The sequence below is a fragment of the Flavobacterium sp. KACC 22763 genome (genome assembly GCF_028736155.1).
Classification (GTDB): Bacteria; Bacteroidota; Bacteroidia; order Flavobacteriales; family Flavobacteriaceae; genus Flavobacterium.
On the sequence record NZ_CP117879.1, the window covers coordinates 1,484,905 to 1,503,855 of the forward strand.

Consider the following 18,951-nt stretch of genomic DNA (forward strand, 5'->3'; position numbering starts at 1 on the left):
TCTGAACATAAAATACTATTAATTAACTTGTTGCAAATTCTTTATCTAAAATTTTAGACACAATATACTTTGCAACACCATCTTCGGCATTTGTTTTAATTACCTCCAAATCTGGCAAAGCATCTTTTAAAATTGAAGGCGCATTTCCCATAATCAAACCTTTTCCGGTTGCAGACAACATTTGCAAATCATTAAAACCATCTCCAAACGAAATAGCTTCATCCAAAGTAAAGCCTTCTTTTTCTAACACTTTTTCAATTGCAACTGCCTTGTCTACAGATTTGTCCATAAATTCTAAGCAAGTTGGCAAGCTAAAAGCGTGATGCAAATGTTCTGAAGAGTTTGCCAAAACAGCATCTCTTACTTTTACCAATTTTTCATGACTCTCACAAGAGAAGAAAATCTTGATCGCTTTAAAATCTTCAATTGTTTTATAATCGACCAATTCAGGGCGATATTTTAAATCGGCTTGAAAAGAGTTTAATCTTTCATTCCATTTATTAGTCTGCCAAACATTTTCTTTGAATAACACAACCGTAACATCTGGATCGATTTCTATATTTAAGGCTGCTTTAACTATATCGCTATCCAAATTAAAAGCAAAAAGTTCTTCTTTATTTGGCGAATGAATTCTTCCTCCATTAGAACTTACCAAATAAACTGGCACTTCTAGCGTGTCTATAATAGCCAATGCATCAAGATGATGACGTCCTGTAGCTACAATAATCAAATAACCTTGATTATGAAGTTCTTGAAAAATTGATTTAGTATATTCTGAAATTCTGTGTTGTGGGTTGAGTAAAGTTCCGTCAAGGTCACTTACAACCGCTTTTATATTTTTAAGTTTTGTCATATTAATTATCAAATTCGATGATATGCAAATTTACGGTTTTAAGCTCGGCTAGACAAAGATTACAGCCTTTGAAAACCAAAATTGAGGTAAGTTTATTATTTATTTAACTATTCGGTTAAATATTGCTATATAATCAATTTAAATCTTAACAATTCCTGTTTTATATAAATTTATAGCCTTGTCTAAAACCATTTCAATCTTTTCTACAGGCAAATCTTCTTCTGGATCAAAAAGCATAATTTTCATTTTCTTTCTCTTTTCTTGAATCAAAAAAGACTCTTCTAGATAATCTCCATTAACAAATCCGATATAAACTTTCTTTAATTTCTTATGTGTCCATAAATAACAGAACATTTTTCCTTTATAATAAAAAAAAGGAAGCTTGTACTTCCATTCTGGCGTTATTGCAGTATCCTTTTTCAATATTATGTCTCTTAAAGCAATCATTGTTCCTTTTATTGGTTCTTGCAAATTCAAATAAAAATCATCTAATTCTCTCATGTTAAATTGCTTTTCTTGTTTAAAAAAATATTCGTTTTATTTATTTCTCCTAAAGAGTATAAATAAAACGAATATTTTAAATGTAGTAAAAATTCTACAATTTAAATGATTTTCATAAATTTAATCGTGATTCTCAATTTGCTTATAAGCATCGATTACCTTTTTAACCAATCTGTGGCGAACGATATCTTTATCATCCAGATAAATGATTCCGATGCCTTCAATGTCTTTTAAAACCAAAAGTGCTTCTTTAAGACCAGAAATTGTTCTGCGAGGCAAATCGACCTGCCCAGGATCACCTGTAATCATGAATTTGGCATTTTTTCCCATACGGGTCAAAAACATTTTCATCTGTGAGTGAGTAGTATTCTGAGCTTCGTCAAGAATTACAAAAGCATTGTCAAGAGTTCGTCCACGCATAAAAGCCAAAGGTGCAATTTGAATAATTCCTTTTAGGATATAATCTTCGAGTTTTTCATTCGGAATCATATCTCGCAAGGCATCATAAAGCGGCTGCATGTAAGGATCAAGTTTTTCCTTCATATCTCCAGGCAAGAAACCAAGATTTTCACCTGCTTCAACTGCAGGACGCGTCAGAATGATTCTTTTTACTTCCTTATCTTTCAGCATTTTTACTGCCATTGCAACTCCCGTGTACGTTTTTCCTGTTCCAGCCGGACCAACTGCAAAAACCATATCGTTCTTTTTTACAGTATCAACCAGCAATTGCTGATTTGGTGTCATTGCCTTCACAATCTTACCGCCAACACCATGAACTAAGATTTTGTCATGATCGTAAGCTCTCTTTTCGTCCTGACCATCACTCATTATTACACGCTCAATTACATTATCGTCAATATTGTTGTAACGTGTAAAGTGAAGCATTAATCTTTGAAATCTTTTTTCGAATTCGTCTAAAACTTCTTTTTCGCCAAATGCCTTTAAAGTTGTCCCTCGCGCTACGATTTTAAGCTTCGGGTAATACTTTTTAATGATTTCTAAATGGCTGTCTTGCGCGCCCCAAAATTCTTTTGGTGCAATATCTACTAGCTCGATTATTCTTTCGTTCAAATGAAGTAGTTTTAAATTAAAAATTCCTTTTAATATTTAGTGGTTGTCGGGTCTTTTTTATTTATCACAATAATCAAACTCTGTTTTCAATTTCATTCTCATAAAACTTAAATCAGTGTTTTTGAATATTGTAACTTGCAAATACTTTAAAAATCACAATTTGTCTTTTCTTTCTTTCAATTTGTGTTTACTATTATTAGCTTTGCATTTCTCAAATTTAATGAAAATTAGATTTAAATACTATCAATAGTTATAAACAAAAATATGTCAATAATTACCCTTACTACAGACTACGGCTTGAAAGACCACTTTGTGGGGTCGCTGAAGGGTAAAATACTTTCTGAAAATCCAGAGGTTCAAATCATTGACATTTCTCATGACATTGATCCCTTTAATACTGCCGAAGCAAGTTACATTATTGGCGCAGCTTATATGAGCTTCCCAAAAGGCACTGTTCACCTAATTGGTGTCGATATTGAACGCAATAAAGAGAACCAACATATTGCTATGCAATGGAACGATCACTACTTTATTTGTGCCGATAACGGAATCTTAAGTATGCTTACGCAGAAAATCGTTCCGCAAAAGATTGTGGCCATTAATATTCATGATCGTTTCCCGATTGAAGCTACAGATTTGGATATCTTTATTCAGGTCGCTTCTCACTTATCAAAAGGCGGTTTGCTAAATGTAATCGGAAAAGAAATCCAATCAATTAAAGAAGCGACAGAACTACAAGCTCTAGTTGCTGATGATGGAAATTCTATAAAAGGAAACATCATTTACATCGATCATTTTGGAAACGTTGTAACTAATATTTCTAAAAAACAATTCTTAGAAATTTCACGCGGACGTCCGTATGAAATTGTTATGAATCCAAAAAGCATCAAAACGATTCTTCCTAATTATTCGGCTATTGCAACTTCTGATAAATACCCGATTAAAACTTATGAAGGAGAAAAACTGGCTATTTTTAATGAGGCTGGTTTTCTTGAAATTGCCATTTTTAGAAGCAACCCTTCTAAAGTGGGTTCTGCAAATAGTCTTCTTGGTTTGAATTATCGCGATGTGATTACGATCAAATTCTCCTAAAATTATTCTAGATTTTCGAGTTCAGATTTTAGATTTAAAAATGCTAAACATTGGAATTTGGAATTTCTCTATTGGAATTTTATTTTTTTATAAAAACAATAATCTATTTTGGTATTTTTGCGCACCTGTAATGCTTTAGATAATTCAAAAAATCTAAAATCAACAGTCTAAAATCTTAAATTACAAACATGTTTGTTCGAATAGTAAAAATGAGTTTTCACGAAGAAAAAATTCCCGATTTTCTGGAGAATTTTGAATCAGTGAAAGAGAAAATACGAAATGCAGAAGGAAATCGTTTTTTAGAATTGTATCAGGACAAAAATGATAAATGCGTCTTTTTTACTTACAGTTACTGGGAAACCGAAGAAGATTTAGAAAATTACAGAAATTCTGAACTGTTTAATACCGTTTGGGATTTTACAAAAAAACTATTCAATGCAAAACCAGAAGCGTGGAGTGTTGATAAATTGATGAGCTTAAATTAGTTTCAGGTTTAAAGTTTCACGTTAAGCGTGCCACTTGAAACATGAAACGTGAAACAATAAAAAAACAAAAAACACGAATGAAATCAATCATTTTAAGAGAAATAAAATCCTTTTTTGGCTCTCCAATTGGCTATTTGGTCATTGCTATATTCCTAATCAGCAACGGACTCTTTTTATGGGTATTTGAAGGGGATTATAATATTCTAAATACCGGTTATGCCGATTTAACTCCGTTTTTCACATTAGCGCCTTGGATTTTGATTTTCTTGATTCCAGCCGTTACCATGAGAAGTTTCTCTGACGAAAAAAAACAAGGAACTTTAGAATTATTATTGACAAAACCTTTATCAATCTGGGAAATAGTAAATGGTAAATTCTTTGGTTCATTTTTACTGATTATTTTAGCCATTATTCCAACTTTAATTTATGTAAAAGTAATTTCAGATTTAGGTTCGCCAGAAGGTAATATCGACATGGGGAGCACCATTGGTTCTTATTTCGGATTATTGTTTTTAATCGCTTCCTATTCAGCAATAGGAATCTTTACTTCTACCCTTTCAGAAAATCAGATTGTCGCTTTTATTGTGGCTGTTTTTCTTTGCTTTTTCTTTTATTTTGGTTTTGAAGGATTGAGTTCATTAATTCCAGGATCAAATGGCTTCATATCAGCTTTAGGAATGCAAAATCACTTTAAAAGTATGAGCCGCGGTGTAATTGATACTCGCGATATTATTTATTTTTCGAGCATTGCAATTGCCTTTTTGTCTTTTACTGTTTACCAATTAAAATCTTTTAAAGCCTAATGAAACTATCTACAAAGCAAAATTTAAAGACATTAGGCATCACTATTTTTATTTTAGTTGTTCTAAATGTACTTGGAACCTTATTTTTTCACCGTTTTGATTTAACAAAAGACAAACGTTATACCTTATCGCCAACTTCATTAGGAATTGTAAAACAAGTTCAAAATCCGCTTTCTATAAAAATTTATATGGCTGGCGATCTTCCTGCAGATTTCAGACGTTTGCAGCAGGAAACCAAACAATTACTAGAAGAATTTCAAGCTTACAACAGCAATATTGTTTTCGAATTTGTTGATCCGTTGGAAAATGAAGATGAAAGCGAGGAACTGACAAAATCACTTTTTCAGAAAGGATTAACTCCTGTAAATATTACGGTTGACGATAAAGGAAAACAGTCTCAGGCAATGGTTTTCCCGTGGGCAGTTGCGGTTTACAATAACAAAGAAGTGAATATTCCGTTGTTGAAAAACATAATGGGATCTTCTACCACACAAAAAGTAATTGGTTCTATTCAGCATTTAGAATATTCTATTGCTGACGCCATCAATAAAGTCACTAAAAACAAACAGAAAAAAGTTGCCATCATAAAAGGAAATGGTGAATTAAACGAAATTCACGTTGCTAAAATGTTGATGCAAATTCGCGAAAGTTATTTTATCGGACCTTTCACTTTAGATTCTGTTGCAAAAGATCCAAACGGAACTTTAAATGCATTAAAAAAATACGATTTAGCCATTATTTCTAAACCAACAGAAAAATTCTCTGATGAAGAAAAAGAAGTACTGGATCAGTTTATTATGAACGGCGGAAAAACCATTTGGCTAATTGACCAAGTGGCTGCCGATATGGACAGTTTATATAATGACATGGGCGCGACTTTGGCATATCCAAGAGATTTAAATCTAAACGATATGTTCTTTAAATATGGATTCAGAATTAATCCTGATTTGATTAAAGATGAGCAAGGAAGCCCTATCAAACTAGCAACTGGCGAACAAGGAAGTGCAACACAATATCAGGATTTTATCTGGAAATTTGCTCCACAGGTTTATCCAACGAGCCAGCATCCTATTGTTAAGAATTTAGGTGGAATTAAATTTGATTTCGCAAATCCGATTGACACTTTAAAAAATGGAATTAAGAAAACCGTATTATTACAATCTTCTCAATATTCTAAAACAATTGGTTCTCCTGTAGAAGTAAATCTGAACATGGTTACCGAGAAAACAACTCCGCAGGACTATTTAAATAAAGGAAATAAACCGCTTGCTGTTTTATTGGAAGGTTCATTTCATTCTGCTTTCGAAAATAGAATTCTGCCTTTCAAAGACAATTCGTTTACAGCAAAAGGAAAACCAAACAAAATGATTATAATTGCTGACGGAGATATTGCAAGAAATCAGTTGGACAAAAACATGATGCCAGTAGAATTAGGTTACGATCAAAGAACTGGTCAATTATATGACAATAAAGACTTCATCATGAACTGCATCAATTATCTTCTTGATGATACAGGACTTATTAACATTAGAAGTAAAGATGTTGAACTGCCTTTATTGGACAAAGAAAAAGTTTATGAAAGCTATACCTTTACGCAATTCATAACTATCGGAGTTCCAATTCTAATTTTAACAGTTTTTGGACTTGCATTTACTTTTGTAAGAAAAAGAAAATACAGCAAATAGATGTTAATAAAAAAATGTAATACTTTGGATAGTTTAAGATATATTTGTAATCCGTATATTTAGCCCTTTATTTGCTAAAGCATCCATCAAAAAAATAAAATAAAACAGATGAAATTTATAGTATCGAGTTCGTACTTATTAAAACAATTACAAGTTTTAGGTAGTGTAATCAATAGCAATAATACGTTGCCTATTTTAGACAACTTTTTATTTGAACTAAACAGCAATGAGTTGACCGTTTCGGCTTCAGATCTTGAAACAACAATGTCAGCTACATTATCGATCGATTCTACAAGTAAAGGAAGTGTAGCTGTTCCAGCTAAGCTTTTGCTTGAAATTTTAAAAACTTTCCCAGAACAGCCGTTAACTTTTACAGTTGAAGATAACAACACAGTAGAGATTAGCTCAAATTCTGGTAAATATGCATTGGCTTATGCTGCAGGAGAAGAATTCCCTAAAGCAGTAAGTCTTGAAGATCCATCTGTGACACTTGTTCCTGCCGAAGTTTTGGCAACTGCTGTAAGTAAAACTATTTTCGCGGCAGGAAATGATGATTTGCGTCCGGTAATGTCTGGAGTTTTCTTCCAGTTTTCGCCAGAAGGATTAATTTTCGTTGCTACAGATGCTCATAAATTGGTAAAATATGCACGTACAGATGTAAAAGCATCTCAAGTAGCAGATTTTATTATGCCTAAAAAACCATTAAATATTTTAAAAAGTATTTTAGGAACTTCTGATGCTGAAGTAAAAATCGAATACAACGATTCAAATGCGACTTTCTCATTTGACAATTATATCTTAATGTGTCGTTTAATCGATGGAAAATACCCAAATTACGAAGCGGTAATTCCAAAAGAAAATCCAAACAAATTAATGATTGACCGTTCTTTATTTTTAAGTTCAGTTAAACGTGTTGCGATTTTCTCTAACAAAACCACACACCAAATTCGTTTGAAAATTGCTGGAGCAGAATTAAATGTTTCTGCAGAAGATATTGACTACTCAAACAAAGCTGAAGAAAGATTGACTTGTGATTATCAAGGAGATGATTTACAAATTGGCTTCAACTCACGTTTCTTAACTGAGATGCTGACTAATCTTCAATCTGACATGATTATGCTTGAAATGTCATTACCAAATAGAGCTGGTATTTTAACGCCAGTAGATGGTTTAGAAGAGGGAGAAACGGTTACTATGCTTGTAATGCCTGTAATGTTAAATAGTTAACATTAAAGTTTCTTTCTGTTACAGGGATATTTTTTAGTTTCAATATAAAGATCTATCATTGTAAAAAAAAAAGATATCGCTATTAACCAACCATTTTTTATACCTAGAAACCGCAATTCCCATAAAGAGTTGCGGTTTTTTATTTGAGATTGTTTTTGTTTCAAGTTTCAAGTTTTAAGTTTGATATACTATGCGTATAATTTGTAACGCAGAGTACGCTAAGGTTACGCAAAGTTCGCTAAGATTATTTTTTAGGATTCTTTTGGAATGCAAAGCGCACAAAGCTTTGTGTGCTTATACTCTTTATAAAGACTTTAGAGAAAAGAAAACTTTGTGACCTTTGCGTAAAATCTTTCCGAACTTTGCGGTTAGAAAAACACAAAGCATATCAACTTGAAACTTGAAACCTAAAACTTGAAACAACAATTTTCCGTATCTTTGCAATATGAAAATAGAAATTTGGTCGGACATTATGTGTCCGTTTTGTTATATCGGAAAAAGACAATTGGAAACAGCACTTGCAACGTTTCCTAATGATAATTTTGAAATTGAATGGAAAAGCTTTCAACTTGATCCAACAATTACGTCAGAGCCTGGTATGGACGTTTATACGTTTTTAGCCGAAAGAAAGGGCATGTCGATTGAGCAATCTAAAGAAATGCATAAAGGTGTCGCAGAACGCGCCAAAAGTGTTGGTTTAGATTATAATTTTGATAAAGCGGTTATCTCTAATTCCTTAAATACTCATAGAATCATTCAATTGGCTAAAACCAAAAATATGGGTGACAGAATGGAAGAGATATTCTTTAAAGCTTATTTTACAGACGGGGAGGATTTAAATAACGGTCTTACTTTAATTAAATTAGGAATTGAAGCTGGCTTAGAAGAAAAAGAAATTAGAGAGGTATTGGAAAGCGATACTTTATTCTTAAAAGAAGTTCAGTCAGATATTAAAGAAGCAGGCGAAATTGGTGTTCAAGGCGTTCCTTTCTTTGTATTTGACAGAAAATATGCTGTTTCTGGTGCTCAGCCTGTTGAAACATTTGTAAAAACAATTCAAGAGGTTTTAAAATAAACTTACAGTTAATAACATTTAAAAGCGTGCTGTCTATATATAAACAGCACGCTTTTATTATTTAGTCTTTTCAATAAACTAAAAAATTAATGACCAGCTCTACCTTTTGAATCTGTTGATTTTGTTGTAGTGCTTTTTCCTCTAGAACCATTCATAGATTTTTGAGTTTTTCCAGAATCTTTCATTCCAGATTTCGAATCTTTTCTTGAAGTTTCCATAATGTTATAATTTTTTAAATTATTAGTTATACAAAGTTGCAAAATACATAAGTGTTTATTTTACAGAATCATACTTGAATTTTACAAAATGCGACTTAACTTAAAATATCTCTGCAAACAAATCATGTAAGATTAAAAGCAAATCTTATAATTTTTTTAAGCAGCTTATTTCCAAATTTGTATATATCATTTTGAAACATTTACTAATTTAAAATAGCAGCCATGAGAACAGATACCAAAAATAGAAAAACTGCAAGATTAAATGATTATAAATGCAGCAAACCCAATCATGTTGATACAGCTCATGAAAATGAAGCTATGGATCAAGAATTTACTTCGGGACAAGATCAAGATAATCATTACAGAAATCAATGCGATCATTTCTCTAATGATTCTTATGAAATCATAGAAAGCGGACTTAATATGGCTGAGGACAACACACCCTATTCTTCTTATGATAACACAAATCCTTATAACAGCTACAATTTAGATAACGAAGATGATAAATATAACTATCTTCCTCATTACAAAAATTTAGAATACTAAAATTCCATAACAACTACGTCGCCAAAGAATGATCTGGAAATTATGAATGTTATCAAACGTTCTTATGAAATGTTTTTAGTATGAATTGCCTCTTAAATAAAAACCCAGTAAAACTTAATTTACCGGGTTTTCTAGTTTAACTCTAAATTGTAATCAGAAAATAAACATTATTGTTCATCATTATTCATGGCAGACATCAATAAGGTGTAAGCATTTTTTATCACCAATTTTGAAGAACTAGAAACGGCATCAGAAATAATCTGATTATAACCTTCGTTCTTAACTCCAGACTTCACTTCTATCATTTGAAATTGATTATTGCCTAGTTCTGTAAACACATAAAATTTACCTTCCCAACGTACAACCGCATCTTCTGGAACTGTCAATGCTTTTTGGTTTTCAATTTCGACTTCTGCATTTACAAACAACCCTGGCAATAAAGCAGGATTATACGTATTCACTTTACAGATGATTTCAGCCGCACGGTCTCCATTTAAACTTTGATTGATAAAAGCAATTTTTGCTCCGTATTTCTTAGTGTCAGAAGCATTTGCATAAACCATTACATTTTGTCCTACCGAAAGTGAAGCAACATCTTTTTCGAATGCATTTAAAGTCAGTACAATATCTTTTTTATCAATTAGTTCAAAAAGCATATCAGTCGGATTCACATATTTTCCGATATTGACATTTACTTTAGAAACCAAACCATTAATAGGCGAAACTACTTTTATGGTTTTGCTTATATTATTTACGTTTAATGTTTTAGCATTAATTCCCAATAAGTTTAGTTTTTGTTCCAAAGAAGACATTGTGATGCGCTGTGTTCTCATTTCGGTTGTAATCTGTTCCAAAACCTTATCACTTGCTGCTTTGTTTAAATTAAGCTCTTTCTGTCTTTTATGTTCATTTTGAGCCAGCTCAAACTTTTCTTTTGCCATAAGATAATCCTGCTGCAATTCGATAAACTGCATATCTTCTAAAATGGCCAAAACTTGTCCTTTCTGTACATTCATACCCGCAATTAGGTTGGTGCTTTTTACATAACCGCCCAACGGAATGCTAATACTAATTACGCTTTTTGGAGGAACAGTTACAGTACCTTGAAGCTGCAAAATTTCTTTTATATTTTTTACTGTTGGACTGCCGCTTTCTAGTCCCGCATTTTTAATCTGTTCAGGACTTAATTTAATAATACTAATGTTTTTAGTTTCAGCATCTTTATTTTCTTCCGTTTTCTTATTTCCGCAGGACACTAGAAATATAGCACCTATACACGCTACAATATATTTTTTCATTTTAAATGTTATTTAGATTTTGAAGAGTTACAACTGCTTTATTGTAAGCATTTAGTGCATCTAGATATTCGCTTTTGATTGTAATAGCTTGATTTACTACTAAAACCCATTGCAGATAATCAATATCACCATTTTGCAACTGACTGCTTGAAGCTTCAATGATAGTTTGAGCATTTTTCAATCCTTCCTTTTCATAATATTCTAAACTTTCCTGATATTTTTTTACTTCTCGATCTGCGTTTTCAATATTCGTTTTCGTTTCAATTCTAACCGCTTCAGAAAGCTCAACATAACTTTCGTATTCTGCTTTTGCGGCTCTTTTTCGTTCGGACTGACTGGTAAAGAAAATCGGAATTGAAAGGCCTGCATTTATATAATTAAATCTTTGTGAACTATCATAATACACTTCCTGACCTGAAGCATTAGTTTGAGCACCAATAATGCTTAAATTATTATATCCTAAAGTAATTTCTGGAAGCAGTTTTGCACTTTCTGTTTTCCATCTCCATTTTGCAGATTCAGACTCAAACTCCAAACGTTGCACAGCAGGAAGGTTTTCTGTTTTTAGATTTTCAAGTAGTGACAGATTCAAAACTGCTTTTACTTTTTCTCTTTTCGGAGCATAGACTACTTTATCTTGAAGAACAGAATTAAACAGATTTAAGGCAATTTCCAGATCTCGGTTTACCATTACCAATTGATTGCTATAAAATTGTCTGGCAGACTGCGAAGCACTTTTTTCCAAAACATTGGCTTCACCAGCTTTAAATCGTAAATCTGATTTTTTCTCCATAATTCTATAAATCGAATCAGCATAAACCAAAAGCTCTTTTTTGCTTTGGAGCCATAAATATTCATAATAAATTGTACGAACTCTGGTTTTAATTTCCTGCGAAGTCAACTGTGCTTCGGCTTTAGCTTTATTAAAATCGGCTTGTAATGCTTTTCTCTGATTGCTGTAAACAGTAGGAAAAGCAAAAGTCTGACTGATTCCAAAACGAGTATCTTTCTGCGCGCTATTAAATTGGCCATAATCGGCATCTATTTGTGTCTGCGGAAGATTATAAGCCGTTTTCTGCAAATGGTTTTTAGACTGTTCGTTTAATTTAGCCGATTTAATTGTTCTGTTATTTTGAATCGCAATAGAAATAGATTCGTCAAGCGAAATTGGTAATTGCTGTGCATTTGCCATATTACCAATAAAAAGAATGCTTAATAAAATGGTCAGATTGTTCATGTATTTTTTTCTTTTTTTAGTAAAAACTTTAGCGTGATAGGTCATTAAATAAATGGCTGGAAGCACAAAAAGCGTTAAAAGAGTTGCTGTCACCAATCCGCCAATAACCACGGTTGCCAGCGGTCGCTGCACCTCTGCTCCTGCTCCGTTACTTAATGCCATTGGCAAAAATCCTAACGAAGCTACGGCAGCTGTCATTAAGACCGGACGCAATCTGTTTTTGGTTCCCAATAGAATAATATCAAAAGGATCTGTGATTTCGCCATGTTTTTGAATTCGGTTAAATTCGGATATCAAAACAATTCCGTTTAATACTGCAACTCCAAAAAGCGCAATAAAACCAACTCCAGCAGAAATACTAAAAGGCATATCTCGCATGACTAATGCAAAAACACCTCCAATTGCTGATAATGGAATAGCGGTAAAAATGATAATTCCTTCTTTAAACGATCTAAAAGCAAAATACAACAGCGCAAAAATCATTAATAAAGCGGCAGGAACTGCAACTCCCAATCTTGCTTTGGCTTGCTGCAAATTCTCAAAAGCACCTCCATAAGTAATATAATAGCCTGGATCAAATTTGATTTGCTGATTTACTTTTTCCTGCAATTCTTCTACAATTGACTGTACATCTCTACCTCGAACATTAAATCCAACAATGATTCTACGTTTTGCATTTTCTCTTTGAATCTGATTTGGACCTTCCACTTCATCCACTTTTGCTACTTGATAAAGCGGAATCTGCATTCCTGATGGTGTTGCAACTAACAGATTTCGAACATCTTCAATTCCTTTCCTTTCATTATCTTCCACACGAACAACCATATCAAAACGTTTTTCACCTTCATAAATACTTCCGGCAACAGCTCCTGCAAAAGCGGCATTAATTGTTGCATTTACATCTGCAACACGCAAACCATATTTGGCCATTTCTGCCCAATTGTAATCAATTACGATTTGAGGCATTCCAGTTACTTTTTCTACATAAAGATCCGCCGCACCTTCAACGGTTTTGCTAATGTTTCCAAGTTTTTCGGCATACTCTGAAAGCTTTTGAAGATCTTCTCCGTAAATTTTACAAACCAAATCTTGTTTAGCCCCTGTCATTAATTCGTTAAAACGCATTTGTACAGGAAACTGAAACCCTGTTGTAACTCCAGGCGCAATTCGTTTAACGGTTTTCGTCATTTTATCAGCCAATTCTGGAAACGAAGAAGCGCTTGTCCATTCTGATTTGTCCTTTAAAACAATAATCATATCCCCACCTTCAATTGGCATAGGATCGGTTGGAATTTCGGCACTTCCAATTCTAGAAACTACTTGCTGTACTTCTGGATATTCTCTCTTTAATTCTTTAGAAATTTTTGTGATTGTTTCTGTTGTCGTAGAAAGATTAGTTCCTAAAAGCAAACGCGTTTCTACAGCAAAATCTCCTTCTTCTAATTGCGGAATAAATTCTCCTCCCATTCTTCCGAATAATAAAACCGCTATTCCAAAAAGCACAAATGCTCCAATTACAATTGCTTTTCTAATACGCAAAGCTTTAGTAAGCCATCCTTCATAAGCGTTTTCTAATCTTTCCATAATGCGGTCAGAAAGATTCTTTTTATGGCTGATTTTTTTACTTAAAAACAAAGCGCTGACCATTGGAACATACGTAAGCGATAAGATGAAAGCTCCTAAAATGGCAAAAGCAACAGTTTGAGCCATTGGTTTGAACATTTTACCTTCAATTCCCTGTAAAGAAAGAATTGGCAAATACACAATCAGAATAATGATTTGTCCAAAAACCGCCGCATTCATCATGCGCGCTGCAGATCCTGTCACTTCTTTATCCATTTCGTCCTGAGAAATATTCGAAACAGATTGGTATTTTTTTGAACTGTGAAGATGATGCAGAATGGCTTCAACAATAATTACAGCTCCATCTACAATTAATCCGAAATCTAGAGCACCAAGACTCATAAGGTTTCCGCTTACGCCAAAAGTATTCATCATAATAATGGCAAAAAGCATCGCTAGCGGAATTACAGAAGCTACAATAAAACCTGCTCTAAGGTTTCCGAGGAATAAAACCAAAATAAGAACAACGATTAGTGCCCCTTCAATCAAGTTTTTTTCTACTGTTCCAATGGCATTATCCACCATTTTAGTTCTGTCCAAGAAAGGTTCAATTTTTAAACCTTCGGGAAGAATTTTCTCAATCTGAGCAATTTTATCTTTTACATTAACAATAACATTATTGGCGTTTTCACCTTTCAGCATCATTACAATTCCTCCGACAGATTCTCCGTATTCATCTGTTGTTAAAGCGCCGTAACGAATCGCAGAAGAAATCTTAACATCAGCAACGTCTTTAACTAAAATCGGGAGGCCACCTTGCGTACTTTTAACGACAATGTTTTCAATATCTTTAATGCTCTTGGCTAAACCAGTACTTCTAATGTACGAAACGGTTGGGCCTTTCTCAATATAAGCTCCTCCAGTATTTTCATTACTAGTATTTAAAGCGATAAAAACTTCACTTATCGTTAAATTTTGAGCTTTTAATCGGGCTGGATTTACAGCAATTTCATATTGTTTTAATTTCCCTCCAAAAGTTGAAACATCGGCAATTCCAGCAGTTCCTAAAAGCTGCCTTCTAATTGTCCAATCTTGGATTGTTCTGAGATCTTCTAGAGAATATTTCTCTTCAAAGCCCGGTTTTGGTTTTAGAACATATTGATAAATTTCTCCCAATCCTGTAGTTACTGGAGCCATTTCGGGTCTGTTGGCATTTCTATCAATTTCTACTTGCTGCAGTCTTTCTGTAATTTGCTGTCTAGCCCAATACACATCGGCATCATCTTCAAAAACAACACTTACTAATGAAAGTCCGAATCGCGAAATACTACGGCTTTCTTTAAGATGTGGAATATTGCTAATAGCTTGTTCAATCGGAAATGTAATTAATCTCTCTACATCTTCGGCTCCAAGCGAAGGGGCAGTTGTAATAATTTGCACCTGATTATTGGTGATGTCTGGTACGGCATCAATTGGCAATTGAGTAACCTCATACACACCGTAGATAATCCACAGCAGTGTAAAGATTCCAATTGCCAGTTTGTTCTTAACTGAGAACTGAATTACTTTATTAAGCATAATGTATTAATTAGAAAATAATAAATGAGCAACCAAAAACATTGCGTTTTAGTCGCTTCAATAAAAATTTTTAAAAAAACTTATGCTACCGGTGGTCGGAATAAGGAAAGTAAATTTGGATCTGAATGTAGATCAGATCTATAAGTTGGTATTTTTAATTGTGGTAATTCTGGATTGAAAGGAATTGGCACTAAATCCTTCTCGTCTAAAATGAAAACAAAATGAAAAGTGTTGCTGCTAATTGCCTTAAAAGGAAGCTGCATGTCGCGATCGTCATCATTATCATTTAAATCTTCTCCCCAATAATGCATCGACAAGAAATCTACAAAACTTATATTTTGCAATTTCTTGTGTTCTTGATAATGCTCAATCAGTATTGGCAATTTGTAAAACTGCTGAACAAAACTACTGTTTGACGCTATTAGAAAAATAAATATGTAGACAATTTGTTTTCGCACCATGCAAACTTAACCCAAATAATATAATTTTCCACTATGAAAAATAGCTAGAATATATCTTTTAACAATTTAGATTTATTGGGATAATCCTTCCAATTGCTGAAAAACAGGAATTAAAGCTTTTCCTTTCTCGGTCAAATTATATTCAATGTGAAGCGGTTTTAGTTTAATTGTAATTTTTTCCAAAAGCCCTTCTTCTTCCAACTCTTTTAATGCCGTAGCTAAAGATTGCTTGTTTGAACCTTGAATCTGACGCAGTAAATTATTAAAACGCAAAGGCGATTCTACAGCCAGACGGAAAATTTCTGCCTTCCATTTTCCAGATAACATTTTTAGCAGTCTTTGCGCTGGACAAGTTTCTTTTTCTTCCATAATGGTTTTGGGTAGTCAAAAAAATCTGACTTATTGTTTGGGAAAGTTTTTTAATTAAAATTTGTTGTTATTCTAAAGTAAAAATAGCAAATGAAAACAAAGAAACCAAGCGAAATGAGCATTGAAGAGCTCTTAAAAATGCAGAAAACTATTAAAGCAACAATCAAAATTTTGATACTAATCGCCATCTTACTGCTAATCATTATTGTATTAGTTTTTCTCGAAAAGGGATTATTAAGTCTAATAATATTTCCTTTCTCAATGGCTTTTCTTATTACCCACTCTAATTTTCTTAAAGAAATTCAGCAGGAAATTGCGTCAAGAGATTTGGAATAAAAAACCTCTGATAAATATTCAGTTATAGCTTTTAAATTTAGTTTTTCTTAACTGAAAGTCTACTAAAAAAAATTAATTTTGGGACCACAATATAAGCCCCAAAATTATGATTATACAAAAAAGAACTTTTTATTTTTTCTCTCTATTTTTACTTCTTTTCTTCTCACAGCTCAATTACGCACAAGAGCAAAAAAACACTAAAAAAGAAAGCCGCGGGAAGTTATTTAATGACACCACAGCTACAGACAGCGATTACTTAATGGCAATCGAGAAAGCAGGCGAAGTATTAGAATCTGCTTATAATGACATTGATTTTGCAGGCGATACCCGTCATCTTTTTGGCGATATGAAACGTACCGAAAGTAAACTGGATTTAATTTTAGCCAGTTTAAAAGGAGCCAATCCTAATGTGCGCAATCAGCAGATGTACCGCATTGTCCTTCAAGAAATTCAGCAGGAATTAGAAGAACAGAACAAGGCCATCAATGACCGAAATCAAAATCTTGAAAACATCAAGAAACGTGTAATTGATCTGCGCAAAGACAAAACTTTAATTACTTTATTAAAAGACACCATTCGTCGTAAGCAATTCCAAAAGGAATTTGGAAATCTTAGAAAAAGATATGTTGCTACTGATAGTCTGATGACTAAAAACCAGACCACTTTAAACAACAAAAAAAGACTTACAGTACAGCGAAAAATATCAGTTTCTAATGCTTTGGCAACTGTTGAAAGCAAACTGGAAAAATCTGGAATCAGTATATTCAAAAAAGAATATCCTTCTTTATGGCAGATTAATGACACTGCTGCTAAAAAAAGGGTCACGCATAACATTAAAGCGAAAATTATAATTGAAGAAAATGTCGCTGCTTACTATCTAAGCTACAAAGCCGGCGGACTTATAACTTTGTGTTTCTTTATGGGGCTTTTGTTTTGGTATATTTCCCGAAACATTAAATACCTTAAAACAAATGGCTACGCCGAAAACCTTTTGCTTTTAAATTTCAAATACTTGAATCGCGGTGCTTTGCTTCCCGTTTTGGTCATCGCATTAAATATTGCTGTAGTAACTAATTTATATGCTCCTGCTCTATTTTTAGAATTAATTCAGCTTTTCTTGCTTGGTGTTTTAATCTTCCTTTTCAAGAATCAGTGGTCGGGCGTTGCTATGAGAAACTGGCTTTTCCTTTTAGGATTATTCTTCGCACTTTGCTTTCTGGACTTATTTATCACAATCGGATTATTACAGCGTTTTGCTTTTGTTGCGATTAATATTTTTGGAATTCGTTACGGTTTAGTTCAGATCAAAACACTTAAAGAAGAACTTTATATAAAAGGCTTTTTTAAATGGGCAAGTATCATTTTTATCGGATTAAATATTTTATCTATTCTTTATAACTTATTCGGAAGAGTTTCTCTTTCTAATATGTTAAGTCTTACTGCTTTTATTTCGCTTACTCAAATTGTTGCTTTAAGTGTTCTTTTGAAGATTATTTTAGAAATTATTTTGCTTCAAATTTATACCACTAGAGTAAAAAGAGGAATTGAAAAAATGTTTGATTACGAAAGTTTATCAGACACTTTGAAAAGACCTTTTATCATTGTAATTAGTTATATGTGGCTAATCGTGATTGCTTCAAATTTGAACATTTGGGAATCGCTTCGTGCTTCTTTAACTAAATTGCTAAGCCATCCGAACACAATTGGAAGCATTACATTTACATTGGGTAATATCGTTTTATTCTTCGTTATAATCTGGGCAGCGCACCTATTGCAAAAATACGTTGCTTATTTCTTTGGAGAAATTGATGATGAAAATGAAGAAAACATTAATAAAAGACAGCATTCAAAATTGCTTATTACGCGATTGGTAGTCCTTATAAGTGGTTACCTTCTTGCTGTTGCGGCTTCTGGAATGCCTTTAGATAAATTGAGCATTCTTTTAGGAGCTTTAGGTGTCGGTGTTGGACTTGGGCTTCAAAACATTGTAAACAATTTTGTATCGGGAATTATCTTGATTTTTGACAAGCCAATTCAAGTTGGTGACGTTGTTGAAATTAGCTCAGAATCTGGCCGTATCAAATCGATGGGATTAAGAACAACCAAAATAAATGCCCCAAACGGTGCCGAAATCATTATTCCGAATGGTAACTTATTGTCTCAAAACATTACCAATTGGACTTATACCGACAATTTTAAATTGGTTGAAATAACTTTTGAAATCAATGGAGAAACAATTCCAGAGGAAATTAATACCATAGTAAATGACACACTTTCCAACCTTCCGTTGGTAAACAATTCAAAACCATCACAAATATATTATAGTTCCATTTCTGATGGAAAATATAAACTTCTAATCAAGTTCTGGTGCAGTATTTATAGGACCGAAGAAACGATAAGTTCCGCAAGACAAGAGCTTTATGTAAGCTTCAAAAATAAAGGCTTGACATTCTCAAGTTAAAACACAAAAAAAGGCAGTAACGATTTACTGCCTTTTTTATTGCGTAGAACATTCTTTTTTAACCTAAAATATTGAAATTATTTTCTTACTTT

At 33.1% G+C, this 18,951-nt stretch carries 17 protein-coding genes; 9 read left to right on the forward strand and 8 right to left on the reverse strand.

The window, feature by feature from the left end; translation table 11 throughout:
• Positions 1-22: 22 nt before the first annotated feature.
• The 3 genes from PQ463_RS06555 to PQ463_RS06565 all read right to left on the reverse strand — a co-directional run bounded on the left by PQ463_RS06555 (position 23) and on the right by PQ463_RS06565 (position 2,425).
• Complete coding sequence (locus PQ463_RS06555; protein WP_274256873.1) at positions 23-853, reverse strand: Cof-type HAD-IIB family hydrolase; 831 nt, start codon at positions 851-853, stop codon at positions 23-25.
• 138 nt (positions 854-991) lie between these two features.
• Positions 992-1,354 carry a DUF1801 domain-containing protein gene (locus tag PQ463_RS06560; RefSeq protein ID WP_274256874.1) on the reverse strand — a complete coding sequence of 121 codons (363 nt, stop codon included), beginning with the start codon at positions 1,352-1,354 and terminating at the stop codon, positions 992-994.
• Positions 1,355-1,474: 120 nt separating this feature from the next.
• Entirely contained in the window at positions 1,475-2,425 is a 951-nt protein-coding gene (locus tag PQ463_RS06565) for a PhoH family protein (RefSeq protein ID WP_008469028.1), read from the reverse strand.
• 264 nt (positions 2,426-2,689) lie between these two features.
• Between PQ463_RS06565 and PQ463_RS06570 the strand changes: the two genes are divergently transcribed.
• The 6 genes from PQ463_RS06570 to PQ463_RS06595 all read left to right on the forward strand — a co-directional run bounded on the left by PQ463_RS06570 (position 2,690) and on the right by PQ463_RS06595 (position 8,792).
• A complete protein-coding gene (locus PQ463_RS06570; RefSeq protein WP_111423320.1) occupies positions 2,690-3,517 on the forward strand; it encodes an SAM hydrolase/SAM-dependent halogenase family protein in 828 nt (275 codons plus the stop codon).
• Positions 3,518-3,705: 188 nt separating this feature from the next.
• Complete coding sequence (locus PQ463_RS06575) at positions 3,706-4,002, forward strand: putative quinol monooxygenase (RefSeq protein ID WP_274256875.1); 297 nt, start codon at positions 3,706-3,708, stop codon at positions 4,000-4,002.
• 77 nt (positions 4,003-4,079) lie between these two features.
• On the forward strand, positions 4,080-4,805 hold the full coding sequence (gldF, locus tag PQ463_RS06580) for a gliding motility-associated ABC transporter permease subunit GldF (protein WP_274256876.1): 726 nt from the start codon (positions 4,080-4,082) through the stop codon (positions 4,803-4,805).
• Positions 4,805-6,490, forward strand: coding sequence for a gliding motility-associated ABC transporter substrate-binding protein GldG (gldG, locus tag PQ463_RS06585; RefSeq protein WP_274256877.1), 1,686 nt, complete (start codon positions 4,805-4,807; stop codon positions 6,488-6,490). Before gldF ends, gldG begins: the two co-directional genes overlap by 1 nt.
• A 108-nt stretch (positions 6,491-6,598) precedes the next feature.
• Positions 6,599-7,717 carry a DNA polymerase III subunit beta gene (dnaN, locus tag PQ463_RS06590; RefSeq protein WP_111423316.1) on the forward strand — a complete coding sequence of 373 codons (1,119 nt, stop codon included), beginning with the start codon at positions 6,599-6,601 and terminating at the stop codon, positions 7,715-7,717.
• Between the two features lie 445 nt (positions 7,718-8,162).
• Positions 8,163-8,792 (forward strand): DsbA family oxidoreductase, encoded by a 630-nt coding sequence (locus tag PQ463_RS06595; protein WP_274256878.1) that lies wholly within the window; start codon positions 8,163-8,165, stop codon positions 8,790-8,792.
• Positions 8,793-8,878: 86 nt separating this feature from the next.
• On the opposite strand, the gene PQ463_RS06600 is transcribed toward PQ463_RS06595, so the two are convergent.
• Positions 8,879-9,010, reverse strand: coding sequence for a hypothetical protein (locus tag PQ463_RS06600; RefSeq protein WP_260402254.1), 132 nt, complete (start codon positions 9,008-9,010; stop codon positions 8,879-8,881).
• 222 nt (positions 9,011-9,232) lie between these two features.
• Between PQ463_RS06600 and PQ463_RS06605 the strand changes: the two genes are divergently transcribed.
• Positions 9,233-9,556 (forward strand): hypothetical protein, encoded by a 324-nt coding sequence (locus PQ463_RS06605; RefSeq protein WP_274256879.1) that lies wholly within the window; start codon positions 9,233-9,235, stop codon positions 9,554-9,556.
• 167 nt (positions 9,557-9,723) lie between these two features.
• Here PQ463_RS06605 and PQ463_RS06610 read toward each other — a convergent pair whose 3' ends face one another.
• The 4 genes from PQ463_RS06610 to PQ463_RS06625 all read right to left on the reverse strand — a co-directional run bounded on the left by PQ463_RS06610 (position 9,724) and on the right by PQ463_RS06625 (position 16,062).
• A complete protein-coding gene (locus tag PQ463_RS06610; protein ID WP_274256880.1) occupies positions 9,724-10,854 on the reverse strand; it encodes an efflux RND transporter periplasmic adaptor subunit in 1,131 nt (376 codons plus the stop codon).
• A 1-nt stretch (position 10,855) separates the two neighbouring features.
• A complete protein-coding gene (locus PQ463_RS06615) occupies positions 10,856-15,232 on the reverse strand; it encodes a CusA/CzcA family heavy metal efflux RND transporter (RefSeq protein WP_274256881.1) in 4,377 nt (1,458 codons plus the stop codon).
• Positions 15,233-15,312: 80 nt separating this feature from the next.
• Positions 15,313-15,576, reverse strand: a complete 264-nt coding sequence (locus PQ463_RS06620) for a hypothetical protein (RefSeq protein ID WP_274256882.1) — start codon at positions 15,574-15,576, stop codon at positions 15,313-15,315.
• Between the two features lie 189 nt (positions 15,577-15,765).
• The gene (locus PQ463_RS06625) at positions 15,766-16,062 is read right to left on the reverse strand and encodes a winged helix-turn-helix transcriptional regulator (RefSeq protein WP_111423310.1); all 297 of its coding nucleotides are present in this window, start codon (positions 16,060-16,062) and stop codon (positions 15,766-15,768) included.
• 90 nt (positions 16,063-16,152) lie between these two features.
• Between PQ463_RS06625 and PQ463_RS06630 the strand changes: the two genes are divergently transcribed.
• Positions 16,153-16,398 (forward strand): hypothetical protein, encoded by a 246-nt coding sequence (locus tag PQ463_RS06630; RefSeq protein WP_274256883.1) that lies wholly within the window; start codon positions 16,153-16,155, stop codon positions 16,396-16,398.
• 106 nt (positions 16,399-16,504) lie between these two features.
• Positions 16,505-18,859 carry a mechanosensitive ion channel family protein gene (locus PQ463_RS06635; RefSeq protein ID WP_274256884.1) on the forward strand — a complete coding sequence of 785 codons (2,355 nt, stop codon included), beginning with the start codon at positions 16,505-16,507 and terminating at the stop codon, positions 18,857-18,859.
• Positions 18,860-18,951 lie beyond the last annotated feature (92 nt).

What these genes read in the sequence shown, in the direction of transcription:
- PQ463_RS06555 (WP_274256873.1), bottom strand. Translation starts at nt 853, where the DNA reads ATGACAAAACTTAAAAATATAAAAGCGGTTGTAAGTGACCTTGACGGA.
- PQ463_RS06560 (WP_274256874.1), bottom strand. Translation starts at nt 1,354, where the DNA reads ATGAGAGAATTAGATGATTTTTATTTGAATTTGCAAGAACCAATAAAA.
- PQ463_RS06570 (WP_111423320.1), top strand. Translation starts at nt 2,690, where the DNA reads ATGTCAATAATTACCCTTACTACAGACTACGGCTTGAAAGACCACTTT.
- PQ463_RS06575 (WP_274256875.1), top strand. Translation starts at nt 3,706, where the DNA reads ATGTTTGTTCGAATAGTAAAAATGAGTTTTCACGAAGAAAAAATTCCC.
- gldF (WP_274256876.1), top strand. Translation starts at nt 4,080, where the DNA reads ATGAAATCAATCATTTTAAGAGAAATAAAATCCTTTTTTGGCTCTCCA.
- gldG (WP_274256877.1), top strand. Translation starts at nt 4,805, where the DNA reads ATGAAACTATCTACAAAGCAAAATTTAAAGACATTAGGCATCACTATT.
- dnaN (WP_111423316.1), top strand. Translation starts at nt 6,599, where the DNA reads ATGAAATTTATAGTATCGAGTTCGTACTTATTAAAACAATTACAAGTT.
- PQ463_RS06595 (WP_274256878.1), top strand. Translation starts at nt 8,163, where the DNA reads ATGAAAATAGAAATTTGGTCGGACATTATGTGTCCGTTTTGTTATATC.
- PQ463_RS06600 (WP_260402254.1), bottom strand. Translation starts at nt 9,010, where the DNA reads ATGGAAACTTCAAGAAAAGATTCGAAATCTGGAATGAAAGATTCTGGA.
- PQ463_RS06605 (WP_274256879.1), top strand. Translation starts at nt 9,233, where the DNA reads ATGAGAACAGATACCAAAAATAGAAAAACTGCAAGATTAAATGATTAT.
- PQ463_RS06610 (WP_274256880.1), bottom strand. Translation starts at nt 10,854, where the DNA reads ATGAAAAAATATATTGTAGCGTGTATAGGTGCTATATTTCTAGTGTCC.
- PQ463_RS06615 (WP_274256881.1), bottom strand. Translation starts at nt 15,232, where the DNA reads ATGCTTAATAAAGTAATTCAGTTCTCAGTTAAGAACAAACTGGCAATT.
- PQ463_RS06625 (WP_111423310.1), bottom strand. Translation starts at nt 16,062, where the DNA reads ATGGAAGAAAAAGAAACTTGTCCAGCGCAAAGACTGCTAAAAATGTTA.
- PQ463_RS06630 (WP_274256883.1), top strand. Translation starts at nt 16,153, where the DNA reads ATGAAAACAAAGAAACCAAGCGAAATGAGCATTGAAGAGCTCTTAAAA.
- PQ463_RS06635 (WP_274256884.1), top strand. Translation starts at nt 16,505, where the DNA reads ATGATTATACAAAAAAGAACTTTTTATTTTTTCTCTCTATTTTTACTT.